Origin of the sequence: Acinetobacter sp. Ac_3412 (genome assembly GCF_013072675.1) — a bacterium.
In the GTDB taxonomy this organism is placed as follows: Bacteria; Pseudomonadota; Gammaproteobacteria; order Pseudomonadales; family Moraxellaceae; genus Acinetobacter; species Acinetobacter higginsii.
Genome location: NZ_LXUJ01000012.1, coordinates 1 through 26,475, shown reverse-complemented (window position 1 = coordinate 26,475; position 26,475 = coordinate 1). Strand labels below are relative to the sequence as shown.

At 41.1% G+C, this 26,475-nt stretch carries 18 protein-coding genes; 13 read left to right on the top strand and 5 right to left on the bottom strand.

Going from position 1 to position 26,475, the window contains the following annotated elements:
* Positions 1-60: 60 nt before the first annotated feature.
* Positions 61-1,335, bottom strand: a complete 1,275-nt coding sequence (gene gltA, locus A7P54_RS15420) for a citrate synthase (protein WP_004652200.1) — start codon at positions 1,333-1,335, stop codon at positions 61-63.
* Positions 1,336-2,234: 899 nt separating this feature from the next.
* Between gltA and sdhC the strand changes: the two genes are divergently transcribed.
* The 9 genes from sdhC to sucD all read left to right on the top strand — a co-directional run bounded on the left by sdhC (position 2,235) and on the right by sucD (position 14,162).
* Positions 2,235-2,636, top strand: a complete 402-nt coding sequence (sdhC, locus tag A7P54_RS15415; RefSeq protein WP_017401997.1) for a succinate dehydrogenase, cytochrome b556 subunit — start codon at positions 2,235-2,237, stop codon at positions 2,634-2,636.
* On the top strand, positions 2,636-3,001 hold the full coding sequence (gene sdhD / locus A7P54_RS15410) for a succinate dehydrogenase, hydrophobic membrane anchor protein (protein WP_004652198.1): 366 nt from the start codon (positions 2,636-2,638) through the stop codon (positions 2,999-3,001). Before sdhC ends, sdhD begins: the two co-directional genes overlap by 1 nt.
* Before the next feature lie 12 nt (positions 3,002-3,013).
* Entirely contained in the window at positions 3,014-4,909 is a 1,896-nt protein-coding gene (locus tag A7P54_RS15405) for an FAD-dependent oxidoreductase (protein WP_005322752.1), read from the top strand.
* A gap of 14 nt (positions 4,910-4,923) precedes the next feature.
* Positions 4,924-5,634, top strand: coding sequence for a succinate dehydrogenase iron-sulfur subunit (locus tag A7P54_RS15400; RefSeq protein WP_004664446.1), 711 nt, complete (start codon positions 4,924-4,926; stop codon positions 5,632-5,634).
* Positions 5,635-6,380: 746 nt separating this feature from the next.
* The gene (locus tag A7P54_RS15395; protein WP_216077137.1) at positions 6,381-9,221 is read left to right on the top strand and encodes a 2-oxoglutarate dehydrogenase E1 component; all 2,841 of its coding nucleotides are present in this window, start codon (positions 6,381-6,383) and stop codon (positions 9,219-9,221) included.
* The gene (gene odhB / locus A7P54_RS15390) at positions 9,221-10,414 is read left to right on the top strand and encodes a 2-oxoglutarate dehydrogenase complex dihydrolipoyllysine-residue succinyltransferase (protein ID WP_171550093.1); all 1,194 of its coding nucleotides are present in this window, start codon (positions 9,221-9,223) and stop codon (positions 10,412-10,414) included. The genes A7P54_RS15395 and odhB overlap by 1 nt, the downstream gene beginning before the upstream one ends.
* Before the next feature lie 107 nt (positions 10,415-10,521).
* Positions 10,522-11,955, top strand: a complete 1,434-nt coding sequence (gene lpdA, locus A7P54_RS15385) for a dihydrolipoyl dehydrogenase (protein WP_171550092.1) — start codon at positions 10,522-10,524, stop codon at positions 11,953-11,955.
* Positions 11,956-12,092: 137 nt separating this feature from the next.
* Entirely contained in the window at positions 12,093-13,259 is a 1,167-nt protein-coding gene (sucC, locus tag A7P54_RS15380; RefSeq protein WP_003655470.1) for an ADP-forming succinate--CoA ligase subunit beta, read from the top strand.
* Positions 13,260-13,271: 12 nt separating this feature from the next.
* Positions 13,272-14,162 carry a succinate--CoA ligase subunit alpha gene (gene sucD, locus A7P54_RS15375; RefSeq protein ID WP_003655479.1) on the top strand — a complete coding sequence of 297 codons (891 nt, stop codon included), beginning with the start codon at positions 13,272-13,274 and terminating at the stop codon, positions 14,160-14,162.
* Positions 14,163-14,252: 90 nt separating this feature from the next.
* Here the strand turns inward: sucD and A7P54_RS15370 are convergent, their stop codons facing one another.
* The 4 genes from A7P54_RS15370 to trpS all read right to left on the bottom strand — a co-directional run bounded on the left by A7P54_RS15370 (position 14,253) and on the right by trpS (position 19,903).
* Complete coding sequence (locus tag A7P54_RS15370) at positions 14,253-15,893, bottom strand: alkaline phosphatase D family protein (protein ID WP_171550091.1); 1,641 nt, start codon at positions 15,891-15,893, stop codon at positions 14,253-14,255.
* Positions 15,894-16,088: 195 nt separating this feature from the next.
* Complete coding sequence (locus A7P54_RS15365) at positions 16,089-17,795, bottom strand: flotillin family protein (protein WP_005205870.1); 1,707 nt, start codon at positions 17,793-17,795, stop codon at positions 16,089-16,091.
* A gap of 33 nt (positions 17,796-17,828) precedes the next feature.
* Complete coding sequence (locus tag A7P54_RS15360; protein WP_005205862.1) at positions 17,829-18,473, bottom strand: YqiJ family protein; 645 nt, start codon at positions 18,471-18,473, stop codon at positions 17,829-17,831.
* A gap of 416 nt (positions 18,474-18,889) precedes the next feature.
* Positions 18,890-19,903: a tryptophan--tRNA ligase gene (trpS, locus tag A7P54_RS15355; RefSeq protein WP_004652187.1), complete on the bottom strand. Its 1,014-nt coding sequence runs from the start codon at positions 19,901-19,903 to the stop codon at positions 18,890-18,892.
* A gap of 164 nt (positions 19,904-20,067) precedes the next feature.
* Here trpS and A7P54_RS15350 point away from each other — a divergent pair, with 164 nt between their 5' ends.
* The 4 genes from A7P54_RS15350 to A7P54_RS15335 all read left to right on the top strand — a co-directional run.
* Positions 20,068-20,994, top strand: a complete 927-nt coding sequence (locus tag A7P54_RS15350) for a DUF808 domain-containing protein (protein WP_171550090.1) — start codon at positions 20,068-20,070, stop codon at positions 20,992-20,994.
* Positions 20,995-21,031: 37 nt separating this feature from the next.
* A complete protein-coding gene (locus A7P54_RS15345; protein WP_005205856.1) occupies positions 21,032-21,922 on the top strand; it encodes a neutral zinc metallopeptidase in 891 nt (296 codons plus the stop codon).
* A 281-nt stretch (positions 21,923-22,203) separates the two neighbouring features.
* Positions 22,204-23,703 carry a cation:proton antiporter gene (locus tag A7P54_RS15340; protein WP_171550089.1) on the top strand — a complete coding sequence of 500 codons (1,500 nt, stop codon included), beginning with the start codon at positions 22,204-22,206 and terminating at the stop codon, positions 23,701-23,703.
* A gap of 470 nt (positions 23,704-24,173) precedes the next feature.
* Positions 24,174-26,475 (top strand): Ig-like domain-containing protein (locus A7P54_RS15335; protein ID WP_171550088.1); only part of this gene is annotated, 2,302 nt, incomplete at its 3' end.

Genomic DNA, 26,475 nt, shown 5'->3' with positions numbered 1-26,475 from the left:
ACCGATAAAAATAAAAAAAAGGATGCAGAAGCATCCTTTTTTTATTAACGCTAATCGAAATTAACGTTTGATGTCGCGCTGCGTCGAGCCTGTGTAAAGCTGACGTGGACGACCGATCTTGTAAGGACCGCTGTGCATTTCTAACCAGTGGCTGATCCAACCAACTGTACGTGCAAGCGCGAAGATCACCGTAAACATACCTGTTGGGATACCAATCGCTTTTAAGATGATACCTGAGTAGAAGTCTACGTTCGGGTAAAGCTTACGCTCAACGAAGTACGGGTCGTTCAGTGCAATACGCTCAAGTTCCATTGCAAGTTGCAATTGTGGATCGTTGATGCCTAATGCAGCAAGAACTTCGTCACATGTTTCTTTCATGACTTTCGCACGTGGATCGAAGTTTTTATAAACACGATGACCGAAGCCCATGAGTTTAACTTCTTTACGTTTTACTTTTTCCATGAATTCAGCAACGTTTTCTACGCTACCAATTTCATCTAGCATTTTAAGTACAGCTTCGTTTGCACCGCCGTGAGCAGGTCCCCAAAGTGCAGAGATACCCGCAGAGATACATGCATATGGATTCGCACCAGTAGAACCAGCAAGACGAACGGTAGACGTAGACGCATTTTGTTCGTGGTCAGCATGAAGCGTGAAGATACGATCCATTGCACGAGCAAGAACAGGATTTACTTTGTAATCACGGTCAGCAGGCGTAGCAAACATCATGTGTAAGAAGTTTTCTGCATAACCAAGGTCATTACGTGGGTAAATGAATGGTTGACCTACAGTGTACTTGTAGCTCCACGCTGCAAGTGTAGGGATTTTCGCGATTAAACGAATTGCAGTAATTTCACGGTGGTTAACATCTTCGATGTCTAAACCGTTGTGATAGAACGCAGATAATGCACCAACAACACCAACCATGATTGCCATAGGGTGAGCGTCACGACGGAAACCATTGAAGAAGCGGCTTACTTGATCGTGAACCATCGTATGGTTACGTACTTTCGCATCAAATTCTGCTTTCTGTTCAGCATTTGGAAGCTCGCCATTAAGTAGTAAGTAGCAAGTTTCTAAGTAGTCTGCTTGAGTCGCTAATTGATCAATTGGATAGCCACGGTGTAATAACACACCTTTGTCACCATCAATGAATGTGATCTTAGATTCGCAAGCCGCTGTCGCCATAAAACCAGGATCGAAAGTAAAGTGACCTGATGCCAATACATCTTTAACGTCAATTACATCTGGGCCTAATGTGCCGCTGTAAATTGGTAATTCAATTTCTTTGCCATCAAGCTGTAATACGGCTTTTTTGCCAGTTGCTGCAGACATTCAATAGATCTCCTGTCCTGGTGAATGATTATCTGACTCGAAATACTAATCTTGTCATGTGCGAATCAGACGGTGTCAAAATTTGCTATAAGATTAGTGGTTACTAAAATTTTGTCAATTATACTTAGGGATAAAAAATGACGTTGCTACAGTCAATTAGTCATTCAGTATCGAAGAAAAAACTGAGTAAAATCACAGCACCGGTCGAGTATAATATGTCAAATCAAGTTTCAGGTGCATAAAAAAAATGAAGCATCAGTCCAATTGTAAGTAAATTTTTATTTGGGTCAGATGTTGCTGCTTATAAAATAAATACTTATCCCGTCTGCAAGCCCTATAACGGCCATACTTTGCCGTGAACTGTTCATTCAAAAAGCAATCAAAAGCGCTCTAGGTAAATTCATTATTGGTGCATTTTGGTGCGATTAATTGCCTAAAAAATGACTCATTGAATTTGGCAAAAGGAATCTTAAAAATAGATTATTAATTAATTATATTTAATATATAAATGAGCAGTATTATTTGGGGCTATATATAAAGGTTGAAAAATTGCGCTGCTTTGACGCTGAAAAGGGCATTTTTTGTGAAATATGAAGAAAAGAATTTATAAAATTAAAAAGTATCTATAAAAAATAGTATTTTATTTTTATCATTACAAAACAATCAGATAGTTGTTTTTGCTTAAACTTGATGCATTAATCGCCGCTATTATGCGTGTGAATGATTCTTATTTAAAGTTTTTTTCGACTAAAGCGAAAGTTGATTGTTTGTATTTTGATATTTCACGTTTTATAATTCGATGTCGTTTATAGGTTAGGCATGTGCTGTGCTTGCCTAACAATGCCAGCTTTCCTTTGAATTAATTCAAACAAACTCCGGATGGAGTTTCTACCTACAGGATGCCCGCTGTGAAAAGCAACAGACCTGTCAATTTGTCCATGGGTCAGGTGTTAGCGGTAAATTTACGCTCACCCGTGGCTATTGCATCAATTCTACACCGTCTATCAGGTGTAATCGTATTCTTATTAGTCGCAGTTCTTTTATGGATTTTGGATAAATCTTTATCTTCACCAGAAGGATTTGACTACGTTAAAAATGTCGTTTTCGGAAATATCATTGTACGTTTCATCGTATGGGTATTTGTAGCTGGCTTGATTTTTCACTTTATTGCAGGTGTGAAGCATTTACTTGCTGACCTCGGTTTTGCTGAAGAACTTCAAAGCGGTCGTATCGCTGCTACAGTTTCATTGATCTTGTCTGCGGTTGGTATTGTCGCAGCATTCGTATGGATTATGTTCTGATGAAAAGTGCTACAGGTTTAACAGGTTCAGGTTCTCGCGACTGGTATATCCAACGTGTCAGTGCTGTAGTGTTAGCTGCATACACTGTAGTGTTGTTTGGCTGGATCCTTTGCAATAGCGGATTTGGTTATGAACAGTGGGCTGGCTTTATGCTGACTTTGCCAATGAAGATTTTCTCTTTATTAGCAGTGTTATCGCTGGTTGCACACGCTTGGATTGGTATGTGGCAAGTCTTTACTGATTATGTAACGACTCGTCAAATGGGCCCTTCAGCTTCAGGTTTACGCCTTGTACTCACTTCTGCTGTCATTATTTCAGTGTTCGTGTACGCAATCTGGGGTATCCAGATTTTCTGGGCAAATTGATAGGAAGAGATCATGGGCGCAATTAACCCTAAAGAAGATTATTCAAATATTCAAAACCTCACTTTCGACGCAGTTATCGTTGGTGGTGGTGGTTCTGGTATGCGTGCTGCTTACCAACTTGCTCAAGCGGGTTTAAAAGTTGCTGTATTGACCAAAGTATTCCCAACACGTTCGCATACAGTTGCCGCTCAAGGTGGTATTGGTGCCTCGTTAGGTAACATGCAAGAAGATAATTGGCATTATCACTTCTATGACACGGTGAAAGGTTCTGACTGGTTAGGCGATCAGGACGCAATCGAGTTCATGACACGTGAAGCGCCAAAAGTTGTGTATGAGCTTGAACACTTGGGTATGCCGTTTGACCGTAATGAAGATGGTACGATCTATCAGCGTCCATTTGGTGGTCACTCTGCAAACTATGGTGAAAAAGCAGTTCCACGTGCGTGTGCTGCTGCTGACCGTACAGGTCATGCGTTATTGCATACCTTGTATCAAAGCAACGTGAAAATGGGTACTCAGTTCTACGTTGAATGGATTGCATTAGATTTAATCCGTAACGAAGAAGGTGATGTACTTGGTGTAACGGCGATTGACCAAGAAACAGGTAACATTGCTGTATTCCAAGCCAAAGCAACCTTATTCGCTACAGGTGGTGCGGGTCGTGTTTATCGCGCATCAACCAATGCTTATATCAATACTGGTGACGGTCTTGGTATGGCTGCTCGTGCAGGTATTCCATTGCAAGATATGGAATTCTGGCAATTCCACCCAACGGGTGTTGCTGGCGCAGGCGTATTGTTGACTGAAGGTTGTCGTGGCGAAGGTGGTATCCTTCGTAACAAAGACGGCGAACCATTCATGGAACGTTATGCACCAACTTTAAAAGACTTGGCGCCACGTGACTTCGTATCACGTTCTATGGACCAAGAAATTAAAGAAGGTCGTGGTTGTGGCCCTAAAGCGGATTATATCTTATTGGATATGACTCACTTAGGCGCTGAAACGATTATGAAACGTCTTCCGTCTGTATTTGAGATTGGTAAGAAGTTTGCAAACGTTGACTGTACTAAAGAGCCAATTCCAGTGGTACCAACAATCCATTATCAAATGGGTGGTATTCCGACCAATATTCATGGCCAAGTGGTTGTACCACATGGTGTAGAAGAAGGTGAATTCTCTGCAAGCTACAACAAAGACACTAAAGAGTATCATTATGTCGGTACTCGTGATTACGTAAAACCTGTGAAAGGGTTCTATGCAATTGGTGAATGTTCTTGCGTATCAGTACATGGTGCAAACCGTTTAGGTACCAACTCATTGCTTGACCTTGTGGTATTCGGTAAAGCAGCGGGCGAGCACATCATTGACTATGTAACTAAACATCATGGCGATGATTATGCACCGCTTCCAACTGATGTCTTGGTGAACACTTTAGCGCGTATCCGTAAGCTTGATGATTCAACAACGGGTGAAAACGCACAGGAAGTTGCTGATGCAATCCGTGACATCGTACAAGATCACGCCGGTGTATTCCGTACTCAAGCATTGCTTGATAAGGGCGTAAAAGAAATTCTTGCGATTGAGCCGCGTGTTCGTAACATTCATTTGAAAGACAAATCTAAAGTATTTAACACTGCGCGTGTTGAAGCGTTAGAAGTTGAAAACTTGTATGAAGTTGCGAAAGCGACTCTGATTTCTGCTGCTGCACGTAAAGAATGTCGTGGTGCGCATACAGTTGTTGACTATGAGTTAGCACCTGATCACCCAACTTATTCTTACGGTCGCCGTGATGATGAGTGGATGAAGCATACTTTATGGTATTCATCAGATAACCGTCTTGAATATAAGCCGGTACGTTTCAGCCCATTAACGGTTGAAGCAATTGAACCTAAACCACGTACATTCTAATCGGGAGAACAAAGATGAGTAGAGGCACTCGTACATTCGAAATCTACCGCTATGATCCTGATAAGGATAAAGCGCCGTACATGCAAACTTTCAAACTTGAGTTAACCGATAAGCATCGTATGTTGCTTGATGCGTTACTTGCGTTGAAAGTGCAAGATGAGTCATTAACATTCCGTCGCTCTTGCCGTGAAGGTATTTGTGGTTCGGATGGTGTGAACATCAATGGTAAAAATGGTTTAGCGTGCTTGTGGAACTTGAACGATTTACCAGAGAAGATTGTGATCCGTCCTTTACCTGGTTTACCAGTGGTAAAAGACTTGGTTGTAGACATGAACCAGTTCTATGATCAATATGACAAGATCCAACCATTCTTGATTAATAATCAGCCAGCACCGGCAAAAGAGCGTTTACAGTCTCAAGCAGAACGTGAACACTTAGATGGTCTATATGAATGTATTCTTTGTGCATGTTGTTCAACGTCATGCCCATCATTCTGGTGGAACCCTGATAAGTTCCTTGGGCCGTCTGCATTGTTAAATGCATACCGCTTCATCATTGACTCTCGTGATACGGCAACACAAGAACGTTTGGCTCGTTTAGACGATCCATTCTCTTTGTTCCGCTGTAAAGGGATCATGAACTGTGTATCAGTATGTCCTAAAGGTTTGAACCCGACAAAGGCTATTGGTCACATTCGTAATATGCTGTTGGATCAAGCGGGTTAATCTGCTTTTTCTAGCGTAAAAAAGAGAAGCTCCGAAAGGGGCTTCTTTTTTTATGGTTGCTGTAATTCCTGACTGCTTAAAAAATATCTATTTGCAAAAGTTGGGCTTGAATTTTAGAAATGAGGCCTTAAATATTTATAGATTTTGCTGTTAAACCAAATCATGGGAATCGATATGATAAATATATTGATTTATTTTTCATCAAACTGAATAAGGTTTGTGCAAGATTTGTAGAGAATGTTTATTTTTGATCGATTGGAGTGCAACTTTTATCAAAAGGGCGGTATATTAGAATATAATTTGATGTGTGTATTTCGCTGCTTTATAGATGGTATGTGTCAAAAAAATCAATCCCTGCTTGAGAACATGATAGGATTTCTGCCACAAATGAAATCAAAAAATAAACAGATTCTGGATGTTATCGATCGATAATGCCTTAGAGATTTGTACAGATTTCATGGAAAAAGTCAATTTAGAAAAGTTAAAAATCCAGTTAATTTTTCTAAAATGATTTGCAAAAAATTGCTCGATTTCATCGAGTATGAAAAATGAGTTATGTGCCTTGAATTGAAGGTGCGTAGCTCATTTGTTACATCAAAGGGAATACTCCTGATGTGTAGTAATAATGTCTCAAGGTTGGATGATCTTGAGTAGTAGTGTCGTGTTTACCAATTTGACACTATGAATCATGGGTGTGCTTAAAAGGCAGCCTGTATTATTTTTTGCAATAGGAAATGGGTCCAAAAATGCAAGAAGTTGCTGACGCATCGCGTCTTGACACTGAACTTTCCGCTGATAGTGCAGCGTATATTGAAGAGCTATACGAGCAGTACCTAACTTCTCCAACCTCAGTGTCAGAGGATTGGCGTGAATATTTCGATAAATACCCTAAAGGTGATCAACCACACGGCAGTGTGCGCGAGCAATTCCTCCTTTTGGGACGTAATGCAAGCCGAGTTCAACCTGTCGTACAAAGCACTGTAAGTACAGAACATGAGCGTCGTCAAATTGGTGTATTACAACTCATCGCTGCTTACCGTAACCGTGGTCATCAAAAAGCTAAACTCGATCCATTAGGTCTTGCGAAACGCGAAGACGTTCCTGACCTCGATTTATCTGCACACGGTTTAACTAAGTCTGATCTCGATACTGTATTTAATACAGGCAACCTCGCAATTGGTAAAGCAGAAGCAACATTGTCTGAAATGGTTGATGCCATGGAAGCAACTTACTGCGGTTCAATTGGTGCAGAATACATGCATATCGTTGACACTAAAGAAAAGCGTTGGATTCAACAGCGTTTGGAAGGTGTTCGCGGTAAATTCAATTATACCAATGATCAGAAAAAAGGTTTCTTGGAGCGTTTAACTGCTGCTGAAGGCCTAGAGAAGTATCTTGGTAACAAATTCGTTGGTGCAAAACGTTTCGGTGTGGAAGGCGGTGAGTCTTTTATTCCAATGATGAACGAAATCATTCAACGTGCAGGTAGTGTCGGTTGTAAAGAAGTTGTGATTGGTATGCCACACCGTGGCCGTCTCAACCTTCTTGTCAACATCATGGGGAAAAACCCAGCTGATCTGTTTGGTGAGTTCGAAGGCAAGAGCCTACATAAAAAAGGTTCTGGTGACGTTAAGTATCATCAAGGCTTCTCTTCAAACGTCATGACTCCAGGTGGCGAAGTTCACTTAGCATTGGCATTTAACCCATCCCACTTAGAAATCGTTGGTCCTGTGGTTGAAGGTTCAGTACGTGCACGTCAAGTTCGTCGTAAAGACATTGGCGGTGATGATGTACTTCCTGTGATTGTACATGGTGATGCTGCATTTGCAGGTCAAGGTGTAAACCAAGAAACCTTCCAAATGTCACAAACACGTGGTTACACAGTGGGCGGTACCGTTCATATCGTGATTAATAACCAAGTGGGCTTCACGACTTCTGATCCACGCGATACACGTTCTACCGAATACTGTACTGATGTTGCAAAAATGATTCAGTCGCCAATTTTCCATGTGAATGGTGATGATCCTGAAGCTGTTATTTTTGCGACTCAAATTGCCCATGACTTCCGTCATGAGTTCCGTAAAGATGTGATCTTAGACTTGTTCTGCTACCGTCGTCGTGGTCATAACGAGGCAGATGAACCATCTGCAACTCAACCATTGATGTATCAAGTGATCAACAAGAAAGCGACTACGCGTACCTTGTATGCAGATCAATTGGTTCAAGAGAAAGTACTTGATCGTTCAAGTGCTGATGCCATGGTTGAAGGCTACCGTTCTGATTTAGAAGCAGGAAACCACGTTGCTAATGCTTTAGTTCGTGAACCAAATAAAAAGATGTTCGTCGATTGGACACCTTATTTGGGCCATGAATACACCGATCTTTGGGATACAACGTTCAGCATTGATCGTTTGAAAGAACTTGGTTTGAAAATGAATACATTGCCAGAAGGTTTTGTATTACAGCGTCAAGTTCAAAAAGTCATTGATGATCGCGTGAAAATGCAAACAGGTGAAATGCCACTCAACTGGGGTGCTGCAGAAACTTTAGCGTATGCGACTTTACTTGATGATGGTTTCTTGGTTCGTATTACTGGTGAAGACGTGGGTCGTGGTACATTCTCGCACCGTCACGCCAAATTACATAACCAAGTTGATGGTTCTGTTTATATCCCACTTTGCCATATCAAAGAAAATCAGCCACGTACTGCGGTTTATGACTCTTTACTGTCAGAAGAAGCAGTACTTGCATTTGAATACGGTTATTCAACGACATTGCCAAAAAGCTTGATCGTTTGGGAAGCTCAATTTGGTGACTTCGCTAACTGTGCACAAGTTGTAATTGACCAGTTTATCGCTTCGGGTGAAACCAAGTGGGAGCGTGTTTGTGGTCTAACCATGTTGTTACCACACGGTTATGAAGGCCAAGGTCCAGAGCATTCATCTGCACGTTTAGAGCGTTTCTTACAGCTATGTGCTGAAGACAACATGCAAGTGATGACACCTACGACACCAGCACAGATTTTCCATGCATTACGTCGTCAGGCAGTTCGTCCGATTCGTAAGCCAATGATCGTGATGTCGCCAAAATCGTTATTGCGTCATAAACTTGCGACTTCAACTTTAGATGAATTAGCAAACGGTTCATTCCAAACTGTGATCGATGAAATTGATCAAATCAACAAAGCTGACGTAACTCGCTTAGTGCTTTGTGGCGGTAAGGTTTATTACGATTTACTCGAAAAACGTCGTGAGCTTGGTTTAAACCATATCGCGATTGTTCGTATTGAGCAGTTATATCCATACCCAGAACAACGCTTAGCTGAAGTCATGGCAGCTTATCCAAACATTCAAGAACTTGTTTGGACACAAGAAGAGCCGAAGAACCAAGGCGCTTGGTTGTTCATCGTTCCTCGTTTGTATGAAGATGTTCTTAAATCTGGTAAACAAATCCGTATTAGCTATGCTGGTCGTGAAGCATCTGCCGCACCTGCTTGTGGCTCGCCATACTTGCATGCAAAACAACAAGCTCAGCTTATCAATGACGCACTTGCGATTGAAGTTGAACAATCAGGAGATTCTAAATAATGGCAACCGAAATTAAAGCACCGGTATTTCCAGAGTCAGTTGCTGACGGTACGATCGCAACTTGGCACAAGAAAGTAGGTGAACCTGTGTCACGTGATGAAGTGATCTGTGACATTGAAACCGATAAAGTTGTTTTAGAAGTGGTTGCTCCAGCTGATGGTAGCTTAGTTGCAATCATCAAAGGTGAAGGCGATACAGTTCTTTCTGACGAAGTGATTGCTCAATTCGAAGCTGGTGCTGTTGCTGCAGCTGCTCCTGAAGTTGCTGCTCCAGCCGCGGCGGCTCCTGCTGCATCTGCGCCTGCGGCTGCATCAACTCAAGCTGTTGATTCAAACCAAGCGCCTGCGGTTCGTAAAGCATTATCTGAAACTGGTATCAATGCTGCTGACGTACAAGGTACAGGCCGTGGTGGTCGCATCACTAAAGAAGATGTTGCTAGCCATCAAGCTAAACCTGCTGCATCAGTTCAACCATTAAGCGTTGCTGTAGGCGAGCGTATCGAGAAACGTGTTCCAATGACACGTTTACGTAAGCGTGTTGCTGAGCGTTTATTGGCTGCGACACAACAAACTGCAATGTTAACAACGTTTAACGAAGTTAACATGAAGCCAATCATGGAAATGCGTAAGCAATATAAAGATGCTTTCGAAAAACGTCATGGTGCGCGTTTAGGCTTTATGTCTTTCTTTGTTAAAGCAGCAACTGAAGCATTAAAACGCTACCCAGCAGTGAACGGTTCTATTGATGGTGATGATATTGTTTATCACGGTTTCTATGACATCGGTGTTGCTGTATCGAGTGAGCGTGGCTTAGTTGTACCAGTCCTTCGTGATACTGACCGTATGAACTATGCAGAAGTGGAAAACGGTATCCGTGATTACGCTTTCAAAGCACGTGATGGTAAATTAGGTATCGAAGACATGACTGGCGGTACGTTCACGATTACCAATGGTGGTACTTTCGGTTCATTATTATCTACGCCAATTTTGAATACGCCGCAAACAGCGATCTTGGGTATGCATAAAATCCAAGAGCGTCCTATGGCGGTAAATGGTCAAGTTGAAATCTTGCCAATGATGTACTTAGCGCTTTCTTATGACCACCGTTTAATCGATGGTAAAGAAGCTGTAGGTTTCTTGGTAACAATCAAAGAATTGTTAGAAGAGCCAGCTAAACTCATTCTTGATCTTTAACATATTTAAATCCCCCTAAAACCCCCTTTGATAAAGGGGGACTACCAGTCACGGTATTTCCCCTCTTTGCAAAGAGGGGGTTAGGGGGAGATTTAAGGAATAGAAAAATGTCTCAACAGTTTGATCTTGTTGTCATTGGCGGTGGACCTGGTGGTTATGAAGCGGCGATTCGTGCAGCTCAACTTGGTTTCAAAGTCGCTTGTATCGAAAAACGTATTCACAATGGTAAGCCATCTTTAGGTGGTACCTGTTTAAACGTTGGTTGTATCCCTTCTAAAGCATTGCTTGACTCTTCTCACCGTTACGAAGCAACTGTTCACGAACTTGCTGAACACGGTATTACGACGGGTGAAGTTAAATTTGATTTAGACACTTTGTTGGCACGTAAAGACAAAGTTGTTGATCAATTGACGGGTGGTGTGGCTCAATTACTAAAAGGTAATGGTATCGAGTGGTTACAAGGTACTGGTAAATTACTTGCAGATAAAAAAGTAGAATTCACACCTTTTGAAGGTGAAGTACAAGTTTTAGAACCAAAGTACGTAATTCTTGCGACCGGTTCTGTACCTGTAAATATTCCAGTCGCACCTGTTGATGAAGACTTAATTGTTGATTCGACTGGCGCATTGAAATTCTCAGAAGTTCCTAAGCGTCTTGGTGTAATTGGTGCTGGTGTTATCGGTCTAGAACTTGGCTCTGTATGGCGTCGTCTTGGATCAGAAGTTGTTGTGTTTGAAGCATTAGATGCATTCTTACCAATGGCTGATAAAGCATTGGCGAAGGAATATCAAAAAATCTTGAAGAAACAAGGTTTGGATATCCGTATTGGTGCGAAAGTTTCTGGCGCTGAAACCAATGGTCAAGAAGTAACGGTTAAATACAACCAAGCTGGCGAAGACAAAGAACAAGTTTTTGACAAGCTTATTGTTTGTGTAGGCCGTAAAGCCTATGCAGAAGGTTTATTGGCTGAAGATTCTGGCATTAAATTGACTGAACGTGGTTTGGTTGATGTAAATGATCAGTGCCAAACATCTGTTGAAGGTGTTTATGCGATTGGTGACTTGGTACGCGGTCCAATGCTTGCACATAAAGCAATGGAAGAAGGCGTAATGGCAGTTGAACGTATTCACGGTCATGCTGCTCAAGTGAACTACGACACAATCATCAGCGTTATCTACACGCATCCAGAAGCAGCTTGGGTTGGTTTAACTGAAGAACAAGCAGCTGAAAAAGGTCACGAAGTTAAAGCAGGTCAATTCCCGTTTGCGGTGAATGGTCGTGCGTTGGCTGCTGGTGATACTGCAGGTTTTGTGAAGTTCGTTGCTGATGCGAAAACAGATCGTCTTTTAGGTATGCACGTTGTGGGTCCTAATGCATCTGATATCGTACACCAAGGTATGATCGCGCTTGAATTTGTTTCTTCTGTTGAAGATTTACAATTGATGACTTTCGGTCACCCGACTTTCTCTGAAGTTGTACATGAAGCAGCGCTTTCTGTTGACGGTCGTGCAATCCACGCGATTCAACGTAAGCGTAAATAAATATAAAGTGTGGTTCGCCACACTTTTTTTGAATGATGATGATTGTCTTATTTAGACAAGCATTGATTCAATATGTAGCAGTCTGATTTTAAGAAGATCAAGGCTGTATCACTACAAACAACATAGTAGGTAACTAAATGAACTTACATGAGTATCAAGCTAAAGCGTTATTGAAAGAATATGGCATGCCAGTACAAGAAGGTATCTTGGCAACAAATGCAGACGAAGCAGTTGCTGCATTTGAACAGCTTGGTGGTAAATTCGCTGTAATGAAAGCGCAAGTTCATGCTGGTGGTCGTGGTAAGGCTGGTGGCGTTAAAGTTGCAAAATCTAAAGAAGATGTTATCGAATTTGCAAACAATATCATTGGTACTCGTCTTGTAACGTATCAAACAGATGCAAACGGTCAACCAGTTAACAGCATTATCGTTGCTGAAGACGTTTATCCAGTTGAGCGTGAGCTTTACTTGGGCGCGGTTGTAGACCGTTCTAGCCGTCGTATTACTTTCATGGCTTCTACCGAAGGTGGTGTAGAAATCGAGAAAGTTGCAGAAGAAACGCCTGAAAAAATTATCAAAGTTGAAGTTGATCCATTAGTTGGCTTACAACCATTCCAAGCACGTGAAGTTGCGTTTGCTTTAGGTTTGAAAGACAAGCAAATCAGCCAATTTGTAAAAATTATGGCTGCTGCTTACCAAGCATTTGTTGAAAATGACTTTGCATTATTCGAAATTAACCCACTTTCAGTTCGTGAAAATGGCGATATTTTATGTGTAGATGCGAAAGTAGGTATCGACTCTAACGCGCTTTACCGTTTACCTAAAGTTGCTGCTTTACGTGATAAGTCTCAAGAGAATGAGCGTGAATTGAAAGCATCTGAATTTGATCTTAACTATGTTGCTTTAGAAGGTAACATCGGTTGTATGGTTAACGGTGCTGGTCTTGCAATGGCAACGATGGACATCATCAAACTTTATGGTGGTCAGCCTGCAAACTTCCTTGATGTTGGTGGCGGTGCAACGAAAGAGCGCGTAATCGAAGCGTTCAAAATCATCCTTGCTGATACTTCTGTTCAAGGTGTTTTAATCAACATCTTCGGTGGTATCGTACGTTGTGACATGATTGCTGAAGCAATTATTGCAGCGGTTCAAGAAGTAAATGTAACTGTACCAGTTGTTGTTCGTTTAGAAGGTAACAACGCTGAGTTAGGTGCTAAATTACTTGATGAATCAGGTTTGAAATTAATTTCTGCGAACGGTTTATCTGATGCCGCAGAAAAAGTTGTAGCTGCAGTTAAAGCGTAAGGAGTATCAATCATGAGCGTATTAATTAATAAAGACACTAAAGTATTGGTACAAGGTTTTACTGGTAAAAACGGTACTTTCCACTCTGCACAAGCTTTAGACTACGGTACAAAAGTTGTTGGTGGTGTTACTCCAGGTAAAGGTGGTACAACTCACCTTGACCTACCAGTATTCAACACAATGAAAGAAGCGGTACGTGAAACAAATGCAGATGCATCTGTTATCTATGTACCAGCTCCATTCGTTTTAGACTCAATCGTTGAAGCGGTTGATTCAGGTGTTGGCCTGATCGTTGTGATCACTGAAGGTGTTCCAACTATCGACATGCTTAAAGCTAAACGCTACTTAGAAACTAACGGTAACGGTACTCGTTTAGTTGGTCCTAACTGCCCAGGCGTGATCACTCCAGGTGAATGTAAGATCGGTATTATGCCTGGTCACATCCACCAACCAGGTCGTATTGGTATCATTTCACGTTCAGGTACATTGACTTATGAAGCTGTTGCTCAAACAACTAAGCTTGGTTTAGGTCAGTCTACTTGTATCGGTATTGGTGGTGACCCAATCCCAGGTATGAACCAGATTGAAGCGCTTCAATTGTTCCAAGACGATCCAGATACTGATGCAATCATCATGATCGGTGAGATCGGTGGTACAGCAGAAGAAGAAGCTGCTGAATTCATCAAATCTAACGTGACTAAGCCTGTAGTCGGTTACATCGCGGGTGTAACTGCACCTAAAGGTAAACGTATGGGTCACGCTGGTGCGATCATTTCTGGTGGTCAAGGTACTGCTGAAGAGAAATTCGCTGCATTTGAACGTGCAGGAATGGCTTACACGCGTAGCCCAGCTGAGCTTGGTTCTACTATGTTGCAAGTTTTAAAAGAGAAAGGTTTAGCGTAATACGTTAGATTTTAATCTTTAAAAAACCCCAATGGAGACATTGGGGTTTTTTATTGGGTTATTATTCAGTTTTGTTTTAAGGATTGAGCTTTAACCCAACACCGCTGTTAATTCTTGAGTATATTGGGAAATACCGTCCAGATTAAAAAATTCAACTTTTAACGCTTTACTTTGGGGATCAATATTCACTTCACCAAAGAACTGGTACCCATCTAAAGGCGAGAGATTTGCTTTACCTGCGGGTGGAGTTTTTTCAAAGATCACTTGTCCACCAAAGGTTGCATCCATTTGATTAGGACCAAAAGTACCCGCATTTAAAGGACCTGCTACAAACTCCCAGAAGGGTGAAAAATCAGTAAATTGAGCCCGGGTATTATCATAATAATGTGCGGCACAATAATGAACATCGGCTGTTAGCCATATAATGTTTTTTACTGACTTAATACGACGAAGTAAGCCAGCAATTTCCAGTTCACGCCCGAGAGGTGCGCCATTGTTGCCATTTGCAATCGCTTCCCATGTTTTAGCAATACCGTCAGCGACGCCAAAATTATCTTGCACATTTAAACCAATCGGCATATCTGCAGCAATCCCTTTCCATACGGCTTTTGAATTAGACAATTCATCCACCAGCCAGTTGACTTGAGTTTCACCGAGAAAGGCTGTGTCTGCATTTAGACTGGCCTGTAAATTGGTACTATTACCTCCACGATACGACCGCATATCGAGTACAAATACATCTAGTAATGGACCATGACTGATTTTACGGTAAATACGCTGATCGCTGAATGCCTCAGTTGTCCATGGCATCGGAGAGTATTCTAAAAATGCTTGCTTGCCACGATAACTCAGCGTATTGATGTCTTTTTCAGCATAAGCATTATTTTTGCTCAGATCTTTGGTAGCAGACCAGTTATTGGTAACCTCATGGTCATCCCATTGCCAAATTTGCGGTACTTCTGCAGCGAATTTCCGTAAGTTTTCATCCATAAAATTATAACGATAGCGACCACGGAATTCTTTTAGGCTTTCAGCGACTTTACTGACTTCTTCTGTGACAATATTTTTCCAGATGCGCAGCTCATCGGGCTTTAATGATTGTCCTGCTTGTAAAGTCACCGTATTTTGGATCGGACCATCTGCGTAAATGGTGTCACCACTATGAATAAAAAAGTCTGGTTGACGTAGCCGCATCGTTTCCCAGATTTTCATGCCTCCAATATCGGGGTTAATACCCCAACCTTGTCCTACAACATCGCCACCCCAAACAAAACGAATAGGGGAGGTGCCTGTTGACATGGTGCGGAAGCTACCAGTATAGATTTCACTGGAGGCATTATTTTGTATCGCATCTTCAAAGCTAACTCGCAAAAAAATATGCTGATCATTTGGTAAACCTGTCAGGTTCACTCGCCCTGTATAGTCACTGGCTGCGGTTACCACTGGGCCTGATACGACTTTGGGTTGTTTAAAGCGATCAGTAAAGTCATATTCTACACGTAGTTTCGAAGCTCGATCTGATTGTGCCCAAATGGTTGCATTGCCATTGCGGACATCACCAATTTGAATACCAGACGGGAGTTTGGGTCTGGCATGCTCTGGAAGAATAATTGCTGGGGCTTTGTTGTCATTTAGGCCGCAGGTAGCCAAGGTTGAAAAAGATGCAACACCGACAGCCAATTTTCCACTATTAATTAAGAAACGACGACGGCTTTGAATAAACTGCGACATATTGGCATCTCATTTATTTACTGAGGTGGGGATTTTGCAGTATGAGAAGCCTAAGTGAATGAATGATGACATCAACATCATTTGAATTTTTGCAGAAGCGAGAAGTGCTGATTCACTTTATAAAAATAAAAAATCGGTTGCAAGACAACCGATTTTTGAAATGACTTACGGCTCTCTAGCCATAAGATTGTTGGTCTACTCTTTAGGTTTTAACCCTTGCGTTAAACCATTAATATCACCACCTTGTAAGCCAAGTTCATTCATTAAGCTATCAATGAGTGGTGCTTGTGAGCGGTAGCGTAGGGCACTATTTACCACTTGATCAGATAAAGAGGTTTGACCATTTTCAACCGTATCGCTACCGACAGTACCGCCACCTGCAAAACCATTTAAACCATTAACCTGTAAAATCTTGATATCATCAATATTCTCCATTGGTTTAACACTTTCGCGAATGATCTCAGGTAAGTGTTTAAGCAAAGCTAAGCGAACTTGCATTTCAACCTGTTCAGCAGAAAGAGTATTGGCTGCTTCATTCACCGCACGCGCACCTTCCGCATCAACCTGATATTGTTTTTCCAACGCTTGAGCAAGTAGGATTTTTGCATCCGCCTCACCTTTCGCTTTTAAGCGAATCTTTTCAGCATCTGCTTCTGCTGCAATACGTACTGCTTCTGCTTCATCAGCAGCGGCTTTTTTACCTGCATCCGCAGCAACCGTAATTGCAATGGCTTCTTTCTCTGCCGTTTGTTTAGCTGCAACCAGCTCGACTGCTTTTTGACGCTCAGCACGTTGTGTTTCACGTACCGTCACAACTTCTTCCTCTGCTTTCACCGCTTCGGCACGAGCCTTGTCTGCTTGCGCTTTGGCTTCTGATTCAGCACGAGATTTTTCAGCAATGGCAATGGCGCGATCTTGCTCAGCCAATTCAATAGTTTTCTTCTGTTCGACCTGTGCTTTTTGAATGAGCTGAGCTTTTTGAATATTTTCATTCTCTACATCACGAGCAGAAGCAATTCGTTTTAGTTCCACTTCACGCTCAGCCGCAATTTGAGCTTCTTCAGCCTCACGTTTTTTACCTGCTTCTTGAGAGGCGATTTCTGCAGTTTGTTCAGCTTTACGAATCGAGATTTCGCGCTCTTGTTGCAACTTTGCATATTCTTCTTCACGTGAAATTTCTAAACGAGCACGTTCTGCTTGTAAGTTCTTGGCACGAATCGCAAGGTCAGCATCTTGTTCAATATCATTGCGTTTCTTGCGACGGTCTTCAATGGTTTCGGTCAGCTTGGTTAAACCTTCCGCATCAAACGCATTTTGTGGATTAAAGAATTTAAAGCTAGTTTGGTCTAGACCCGTTAAAGATACGGTTTCAAGTTCTAGACCATTTTTGGATAAATCTTCAGACACGACTTGTTGAACTTTTTGCACAAAGTCGACACGCTTTTCATGTAGTTCTTCCATTGCCATTTCTGCAGCAACGGCACGAAGTGAATCGACAAATTTACCTTCGACCAGATCTTTAAGCTCTGGCGGGGACATGGTTTTACGCCCCAAGGTTTGTGCAGCAGTCGCAATGGACTCTGCAATCGGTTTAACACGAACATAGAATTCAGCCATGACATCGACACGCATCCGGTCACGGGTAATCAGGGCTTGGTCTGCAGCACGTTTTACCTCTAAACGTAAGGTATTCATATTTACAGGAATAATTTCGTGTAAGACAGGGAGAACAATTGCACCGCCATTTAAAATGACTTTTTCGCCACCAAAACCAGTGCGCACAAAAGAAACTTCTTTACTTGAACGGGTATAGAGACGGGCGATAATTATGCCAATAAAAATCAGTGCTGCAAAAATAACACCAGTAATAATTAAAATTTCAGTCAATGCTGAATTCAACATGTAAACACCCTCATGTAGTCATAAATATAAAAATTAAGCAGCAATCGCTTGGAATCCAATTTTGGTTCTTTGCGTTAAAATCACATCTTGTCCTTGATGGAAAACCAGATCAAGTTCGGGTTCAACCAAGACGTAATGGGTTTGGCCAAATTGGTCTTTAACTTTGGCTTGTGCAGGGGAGTTGGGTTTAGCATCCCCTAAAATGATATGTGCTGTTCTGCCAATTAGATCGTCTGCTTGAATTGCTGTGGTTTCATCTTTAGGAATAATTTTGGCAATTAATGCAGCGCTGTAACGGACCAGTGGCATACAGAGAAATAAGCAGGCAGGGGCAATGATCCACGCAGAAAGATAATGTTCTGTAAATTGATAGAACAGGTCTTGGATGATTAAACCTGTGAGTGCATAGACGGTTAAGAAGATGATCAGCCAGATCAGTAAAGGGACTTTACCCAAATACAGCCATTCTAAAAACTGGATCAAAACAGAATCAGATTGTTCTACAGAGACATCTGCATGATCAATATCGCTCAGACTATCAGGTAAAAATTGTTCTAAAAAGCTAGAACTACCACCGAATAATAATAGAATGAATTCGAGCAGGCCAATAAACAGGCATAGCATTAAAGCAATGCTAAAAACAAGGTTAGAAGGATGTGTTAAAAGATCCCAGATCATCGTAATTACTCTTATTTCTTTTAGCGTTAATTAATAAATTTTTTATAAAAATAAAACAGTTATAAGAGTAAAGCCAACACGTCTAAATTTCAACCTAAATTGACCACAATCTTGCAGACGAAAAAAAACGCAATGATTGGGGTGATCACTGCGTTGAACAACGAATCTGTTTAAAACAGTTTCGGTTGAAAGGAGAAATGTCATGAGATTAGTGTTAACTAACCTACAACGCCATAGTATTTAAAAACCTGACTAAGTTCATCGGTATTCATGTTAACTACTGTTAATAGATGTTAAGAAGTGACGATAATTGTTAGTTTTTGATTGTTCGGAAGAGTTCTAAAATAAAACTTAAATCAAATGCTTAAAACATAAAAAGCCCAATCAAGGGCTTTTTATGTGAAAAGTAACGCAAATTAGAATTTAAATAATCCAATTCCCGCTTTCACTTCATCCAGTGTTTGTTGAGTAATGATGCGGCACTTTTCGGTACCTTGTTTCAATACATCCATAATGTAATCTGGATCTTTTTCCAGCTCAGCACGACGTTCACGAATCGGGGCAATTAGCTCTTGCAAAACACCTTCCAAGCGCTTTTTCACAGTACCATCACCGAGACCACCACGACGATAATGTGCTTTTAATTCTTCCACTTCTTCTTTGTTTGGATCGAAAGCATCAAGATAGGTAAATACGATGTTGCCTTCAACCTGACCTGGGTCTTCAATACGAAGATGGTTTGGATCGGTATACATTGCATTGACAGCTTTTTTAATGTCTTTATCCGTAGCATTCAACACAATGGTATTGCCCAAAGATTTCGACATCTTCGCTTTGCCATCAAAACCAGGTAAGCGTGCCATATTTGACAACAGGGCTTTACATTCTGGTAATAGATCATGACCAATTTGACGATTAATACGACGTACCACTTCGTTGGTTTGTTCGATCATTGGGAGTTGATCTTCACCAACAGGAACGACAGTCGCTTTAAATGCGGTAATGTCTGCTGCCTGTGCAATTGGGTAGCACAGGAAGCCTGCTGGAATATCACGCTCAAAATTACGTAATTGAATTTCAGCTTTTACAGTAGGGTTACGCTCTAAACGTGCAACAGTCACGTAATTGAGGTAAATCATGGTCAATTCATTCAACGCAGGTAAGCAAGACTGTACACAAATTGTGGTTTTGCTTGGGTCAATCCCGACAGCAAGATAGTCGAGTGCAACTTGCAGAATGTTATTACGGACTTTATCTGGATTATCAGCATTGTCTGTCATTGCTTGCGCATCTGCCAATAACAGATGTTGATGATGACTATCTTGTAGACCTACACGAGAACGTAATGAACCGACAAAATGTCCGAGGTGGAGTTGTCCCGTTGGACGGTCGCCTGTCAAAATGATGGGACGTTGATCAATATTACTCATGATATGTTCCAAGATTCAGTAATTTCATAGATATAAGATTGATATTATTGTACGAGAAATAAATTTTTTTCGTCAGCGATAATTTTAACTTTTTCTTAAAATCATATTGTGATTTCACTGCGTGATTCTACAATGGCTGTATAAATACAAATCAGGAAATAAAAATGGCGAGTGGTTTATTACTATTACTAGATGATATTGCAACAATTTTAGATGATGTTGCAGTCATGAGTAAAATGGCAGCCAAAAAAACTGCTGGTGTTTTAGGTGATGACTTAGCGCTGAATGCTCAACAAGTGAGTGGTGTACGTTCAGATCGAGAATTACCTGTAGTCTGGAGTGTTGCAAAAGGTTCATTTGTTAATAAATTAATTCTCGTTCCATTGGCGTTATTGATTAGTGTTGTTGCCCCTTGGTTGATTAACCCGTTACTTATGATCGGAGGTCTATTCCTCTGTTATGAAGGGGTAGAGAAGGTTGTGCATATGCTGTTTCATAAAAAAGCCAAAACAGCAGAGGAGGCCAGTGAAAACTTACAACACGTCGAAGTCGATTTAGCCAAATTTGAAAAGGAAAAAGTAAAGGGAGCGATTCGAACAGACTTTATTCTTTCTGCTGAAATTGTGGTGATTTCGTTAGGTACAGTTGCAACAGCTGCATTTATGACTAAAGTGACAGTATTAAGTATTATTGCAATCGTCATGACTGTCGGGGTATATGGCCTAGTTGCAATGATCGTAAAAATTGACGATTTAGGTTTATATCTTACACAACAAGCTTCTGAATTAAAAAATAAAATCGGTCGTGGTTTACTTGGTTTTGCTCCAATTTTAATGAAAACACTTTCAATTGTTGGAACGGTTGCAATGTTTTTAGTGGGTGGAGGTATTATTTCGCATACCATTCCTTTATTGCATCATTTTACTGAAGAAACGGTTGATCATTTAGAGCTCATTCCAAGTGTCGGTTCAATCATTGGTGCTTTAACACCAACCTTGATTAACTTAGGCATTGGTTTGCTTGCAGGTGCTGTTGTGTTGGTGATTGTCAGTTTGATCAAGAAACTCTGGCCAAAAAAAGCATCTACTTAAACCTAGGTCGTCATCATCAGAATTATGTGAGGTAATTATGCGTTGGAAAGGTCGTCGAGTCAGTACCAATGTAGAAGACCGTCGTGGTGGTGGCGGTGCGAAAGCAGGTGGTATTAGTATTATTGGGCTAGTGGTTGCTTTCGTGGCTTGGAAGTTTTTTGGGGTTGACCCTCAACAAGCCTATCAAGCGACACAAGCTGTAACCGCACAGTCTTCTCAACAAGGCAGTGCACCACAGAACTTGACTGCTGAACAAAAAGAGGCCAGTGAGTTCGTTGGAACGGTGTTGGCAGATACAGAAGATACGTGGACACCAATCTTTCAGCAGCTGGGGATGACTTATAAGCCGCCAAGCTTAGTACTCTTCAGTGGTGTTGTACGTTCAGGGTGTGGTACTGCACAGGCTGCGATGGGACCTTTTTATTGTCCGGCTGATCAGAAAGTTTATATTGATACCTCATTCTTTAAAGATATGCGTCAGCAAATGGGTATTTCTGGAGAACAAAATCAAACAGAACTTTCTCGTCAGGATCAGGCTGGGGATTTTGCTCAGGCCTATGTGATTGCGCATGAGGTGGGGCATCATATCCAAAACCTATTAGGTATTTCAGGTCAGGTGCAGCAAGCACGTGCACAGGCCAGTCAAGCACAAGGTAATCAACTCTCTGTACGTTTAGAATTACAGGCAGATTGTTTTGCAGGAATTTGGGCGCATCAGAATCAAAAACGTACGCAGTTCCTTGAACAAGGGGATATTGAAGAAGCAATGGATGCAGCCGAAAAAATTGGTGATGACTATTTACAACGCCGTGCGACTGGACAAGTTGTGCCAGATAGTTTTACTCATGGTACTAGTGAACAGCGGATGCAATGGTTTCAGATCGGTTTGAAATCAGGTGACGTGAATCAGTGTAATACCTTTAAATAGGACAAAAAAGGAGCGTTTCTCCTTGATTTTTATACGGAAGATATACGAATCAGAAGAACAATTAACGTAAAATAAGAGCGTCTATGCTGAATTGAGGATGATTGGTTTATTGTTGTATCTAAACCATTTGTTAATATAAATTAAATAATAAAATGGAGGAATTACAGCATAGACCTTCACTCTTTATTCAATCGCATAATATTTTAAATTTTATCATTGATTAAAATTTTAAAATTTAAATAACGTATATGTTGTTAAAATTGAATAAATAAAGAGGTCATATGGGTAACTTTTTTCTTTTACAAGCATTGACGGTTGTTTTTGCCTTATCCATTGCGACGACCATTTTTAATAAACGAATACTCGGTTTTCCTCAGGCAATTGGTGTTCCAATTGTCTCGGCTATTTTTGTCTTTATTTTGCAGTGGGGTGCAAGTTTATTAAATGGTAATCAATTTATTACCATTAATATTCATAATATTGAAGCTGCTGTAAGAAATATTGATTTTTATGATTTTCTAATCAATGGTGTGATTTGTTTTATTTTAACTTCATCTGCACTGAAATTTAAAATTTCAGACTTAAGGAGTTATTGGAAACCAATTGGCATTTTAGCCACGATTGCACTGGTGTTATGTGCAGGATTTTATGCCGGATTATTGTATTTATTTCAATGGCTGGTTGGCTACCCGGTACCAATTGGTGTTTTACTATTATTAGGTGCGGCACTTGGTGCAACCGATCCAATTGGTGTTAAAGGGGTATTAAGTTCTATTCGGGCACCGCATCATCTGATTGTAAAATTAGAGGGGGAGTCATTATTTAATGATGCGATGTGTATTGCCTTGTTTATGACCTTATTAAAGGTTTTGCAAGGAGAGCATTTTTCATTATTAGCAACCATAGAAACGTTATTATATGAAATCTTTGTTGCTGTGATTATTGGTTTTGCATTTGGTTTTGCGATCTTACGTTTACTAAGAGGTAAACATGAGATGGAATCTTTGATTTTAACTACCGCACTACTTGCAAGTGGTTCTTATCTCGTTGCTTTATTTGCACATGCATCTGCTCCGATTGCCTGTGTCATTGGTGGTTTGATTGTCGGCAACAAGTGGCAGGAAATTCGCGAACAAAGAGAAATTCGTGAAGTGAACCATTTTTGGCATACTGTTGAAGGGATTATCAATTCATTCCTGTTTACATTGATTGGTTTAGAGCTGTTTATTCTTGATTTAAGTGCCAACTTAATTATTGGTGGCATCATTGCCTTTATTATTCTGCATTTATCTCGTTTTGCAGCAAACTTCGCTGCTTTCGCCCTATTTCCATCCTTCCGTAATAAAAGTTACAACGGCAGTTTAGCTATTCTTTCGTGGGGCGGTGTCCGCGGAGGGATTTCACTGGCGTTGATCCTTGCTGTGGCGAATATTCCAGAATTGAGCCAATACAGTAGTATCTTGATTGGCTATACCTTTATTAGTGTACTGCTGTCAGGTGTGGTTTGTGGTCTTGGTTTACCTGCAGTGATGAATGCTTTCTATTACAATCCGAGTGAAGAGACACAAGGGCTGAAGGGTTTCTACCAACGGATGTGCAATAAGATGAATCGTCGTGGTTTTAAATATATCGTTGATGAGGATAGCTTGGGGAGAGAAACGATTACTATCTATAATCCTGAAATTTTATTGGATCAGAAAACTGAAGATGGGGTCGCAACCATGCATCATCCAAATAAGAGAGAAGAAGTTAAGCGACTAGAGAATCCTGAGAATTTTTAATTGCATATTTTTGTTTTTTGTTAAAAAAGCCTTTTTTATAAAAAGGCTTTTTATTTTGTTGGGTAAATAAAAGTTAAACTATATTTGAATTTTAATTAAAGAATAATTTAAAAATTTAATTTGTATTTGTTATTTAAATAATATATTTAAAAAGTTTGTTAAATTAAATTTAAATACCTTTTAGGAATCTAATGGATTATTTTGTCATATTTGTTTAGAAGTGTAATTTTTATAATTATTAAGAAAAGCTTTTTTATTTTTTAATCTTTTAAATCATGGTCTTATTTTGTTGTGAAAAAATATTACAATGTAAGTTTGTTTTTTTATTTTGTGCGCTATTTAACATTTATTTTGTTTGATTTAAAGTGTTGCTGTGAACTCTATCACTTAGAAACAATAATTTAAACTTAAGTTAATAATGTAATTAAGAATTGATTAAGAATTAATAATTTATAATGAGGAATATAACCATGTCTCAAATACAGATTATTTCCAAGGAAAGTCATCAAACCCTTGTAAATACGACGGGAAAAACAGCAACATTACCCTCTGAACCTTCAGTTGTATTAATTAAGGTCTCTGCAAATGATATTTCAGTTGTTAAGAGAGATGGTGAAAATGCTGTTGTAGTATTAAAAAATGGCGAAACAATCGTTATTCATAATTTCTTTAATAATAGTGAGGTAGCTGATAACAGCCTTGTACTACAAGGTGATGATAATCAATTAGTCTGGGCACACTTTAAGGATATGGAAAGTGATGCCGATGCCGATGCGGACGCAGATGCAGATGCGGACTCGGATGATGATGATCATGAAGGGGCTGTCTTTTTAGAAGAAACACCAGCGGTAGTACCCGAAGCGGCAGCGGCACCTGTTGAAGCAGCAACATTGCAGCCAATTCAGGCAGTAGAACCATTACTTTATGCAGGTGAAGCATCGAGTGGTTTTAGTCCATGGTTGTGGGCTTTACCTGTACTTGCGATTGGCGGGATAGCCGCAGCAGCAAGTGGCGGCGGTGGAGGTGGGGGCAATAATGACAACAATACAGATACCACACCACCAAATACGGATGGCGTAAAATTTAATATTGATCCAGTCACTGCAGACAATGTCCTGAATGCGGCAGAATCATCAGGCAATGTTACCTTAACTGGAACCTTGACAGGCGTACCTGCAGATGCAGCGAGCACTGTTGTAACCGTTGTTGTGAATGGTGTGACTTATACAGCAACAGTCAATTCAGCGAATGGTACATGGAGTGTGAGTGTACCAGGCAGTGGCTTGTTGGCAGATGGCGATAAGACCATTGATGCTAAGGTCACGTTTACAGATGCGGCAGGTAACAGCAGCAATGTAACGGACACTCAAGTTTATTCAGTTGATACCACAGCACCGAATGCACCAGACATTGATCCAATCAATGCAGTTGATCCGATTACAGGAACAGCAGAACCAGGTTCGACAGTGACGGTGACCTTCCCGAACGGAACCACAGTTCAAGTACCAACTGATCCAGTCACAGGTGCGTGGACAGTACCAAATCCAGGTAACTTACCAAATGGTGGTACAGTTACTGCGGTTGCAACCGATCCAGCGGGTAACCCATCTGCACCAGGCACAGAAACAGTGGATACAGTTGGACCAGATGTTTCTGGTACAACACTGAACATTGATCCTGTGACTGCGGATAACGTTATCAATGCAGCAGAATCTGCGGGCAATGTAACCTTAACTGGAACCTTGACAGGTGTGCCAGCAGATGCAGCAACCACAGTGGTAACGGTTGTAGTCAATGGTGTGACCTATACAGCGACAGTCAATTCGGCGAATGGCACTTGGAGTGTGAGTGTGCCAGGTAGCGGTTTATTGGCTGATGGCGATAAAACCATTGATGCCAAAGTTACGTTTACAGATGCGGCAGGCAATAGCAGCAATGTAACAGATACCCAAGTGTATACAGTTGATACAACTGCACCAAATGCACCAGAGATTGATCCAATCAATGCTACTGATCCAATTACAGGGACTGCAGAACCAGGTTCGACGGTGACGGTGACCTTCCCAGATGGCACTACGGTTCAAGTACCAACAGATCCAACCACTGGGGTATGGACCACACCAAATCCAGGTAATTTACCGAATGGCAGTACAGTAACAGCTGTGGCAACAGACCCAGCAGGTAACCCATCTGCACCAGGTACAGAAACTGTGGATACAGTTGGCCCAGATGTTTCAGGTACAACCCTCAATATTGACTCTGTGACAGCAGACAATGTTTTGAATGCGGCAGAATCAGCGGACAATGTAACCTTAACAGGCACATTAACAGGCGTGCCAGCAGATGCAGCAACCACAGTGGTCACGGTTGTAGTGAATGGTGTGACCTATACAGCGACAGTCAATTCGGCGAATGGTACTTGGAGTGTGAATGTACCAGGTAGCGGTTTATTGGCTGATAGTGATAAAACCATTGATGCCAAAGTCACGTTTACAGATGCAGCAGGCAATAGCAGCAATGTAACAGATACCCAAATCTATACAGTTGATACGGTTGCACCAAATGCACCCGTCCTTGATCCAATCAATGCGACTGACCCAATCAGTGGTACGGCAGAACCAGGTTCGACGGTTACGGTGACGTTCCCGGATGGTAGTACAGTTCAGGTTCCAACGGATCCAACGACTGGAGTATGGACTACACCAAATCCAGGTGGCTTGACCAATGGTGAGACCGTCACTGCGACAGCGACTGACCCAGCAGGCAACACCT

Coding starts and splice junctions, on each gene's coding strand:
- sdhD (WP_004652198.1), top strand. CDS start 2,636: ATGAAAAGTGCTACAGGTTTAACAGGTTCAGGTTCTCGCGACTGGTAT.
- A7P54_RS15405 (WP_005322752.1), top strand. CDS start 3,014: ATGGGCGCAATTAACCCTAAAGAAGATTATTCAAATATTCAAAACCTC.
- trpS (WP_004652187.1), bottom strand. CDS start 19,903: ATGAGTAATATTGATCAACGTCCCATCATTTTGACAGGCGACCGTCCA.
- A7P54_RS15365 (WP_005205870.1), bottom strand. CDS start 17,795: ATGTTGAATTCAGCATTGACTGAAATTTTAATTATTACTGGTGTTATT.
- A7P54_RS15370 (WP_171550091.1), bottom strand. CDS start 15,893: ATGTCGCAGTTTATTCAAAGCCGTCGTCGTTTCTTAATTAATAGTGGA.
- A7P54_RS15340 (WP_171550089.1), top strand. CDS start 22,204: ATGGGTAACTTTTTTCTTTTACAAGCATTGACGGTTGTTTTTGCCTTA.
- sucD (WP_003655479.1), top strand. CDS start 13,272: ATGAGCGTATTAATTAATAAAGACACTAAAGTATTGGTACAAGGTTTT.
- sucC (WP_003655470.1), top strand. CDS start 12,093: ATGAACTTACATGAGTATCAAGCTAAAGCGTTATTGAAAGAATATGGC.
- lpdA (WP_171550092.1), top strand. CDS start 10,522: ATGTCTCAACAGTTTGATCTTGTTGTCATTGGCGGTGGACCTGGTGGT.
- A7P54_RS15345 (WP_005205856.1), top strand. CDS start 21,032: ATGCGTTGGAAAGGTCGTCGAGTCAGTACCAATGTAGAAGACCGTCGT.
- sdhC (WP_017401997.1), top strand. CDS start 2,235: ATGCCCGCTGTGAAAAGCAACAGACCTGTCAATTTGTCCATGGGTCAG.
- odhB (WP_171550093.1), top strand. CDS start 9,221: ATGGCAACCGAAATTAAAGCACCGGTATTTCCAGAGTCAGTTGCTGAC.
- A7P54_RS15360 (WP_005205862.1), bottom strand. CDS start 18,473: ATGATCTGGGATCTTTTAACACATCCTTCTAACCTTGTTTTTAGCATT.
- A7P54_RS15350 (WP_171550090.1), top strand. CDS start 20,068: ATGGCGAGTGGTTTATTACTATTACTAGATGATATTGCAACAATTTTA.
- A7P54_RS15400 (WP_004664446.1), top strand. CDS start 4,924: ATGAGTAGAGGCACTCGTACATTCGAAATCTACCGCTATGATCCTGAT.
- A7P54_RS15395 (WP_216077137.1), top strand. CDS start 6,381: ATGCAAGAAGTTGCTGACGCATCGCGTCTTGACACTGAACTTTCCGCT.
- gltA (WP_004652200.1), bottom strand. CDS start 1,335: ATGTCTGCAGCAACTGGCAAAAAAGCCGTATTACAGCTTGATGGCAAA.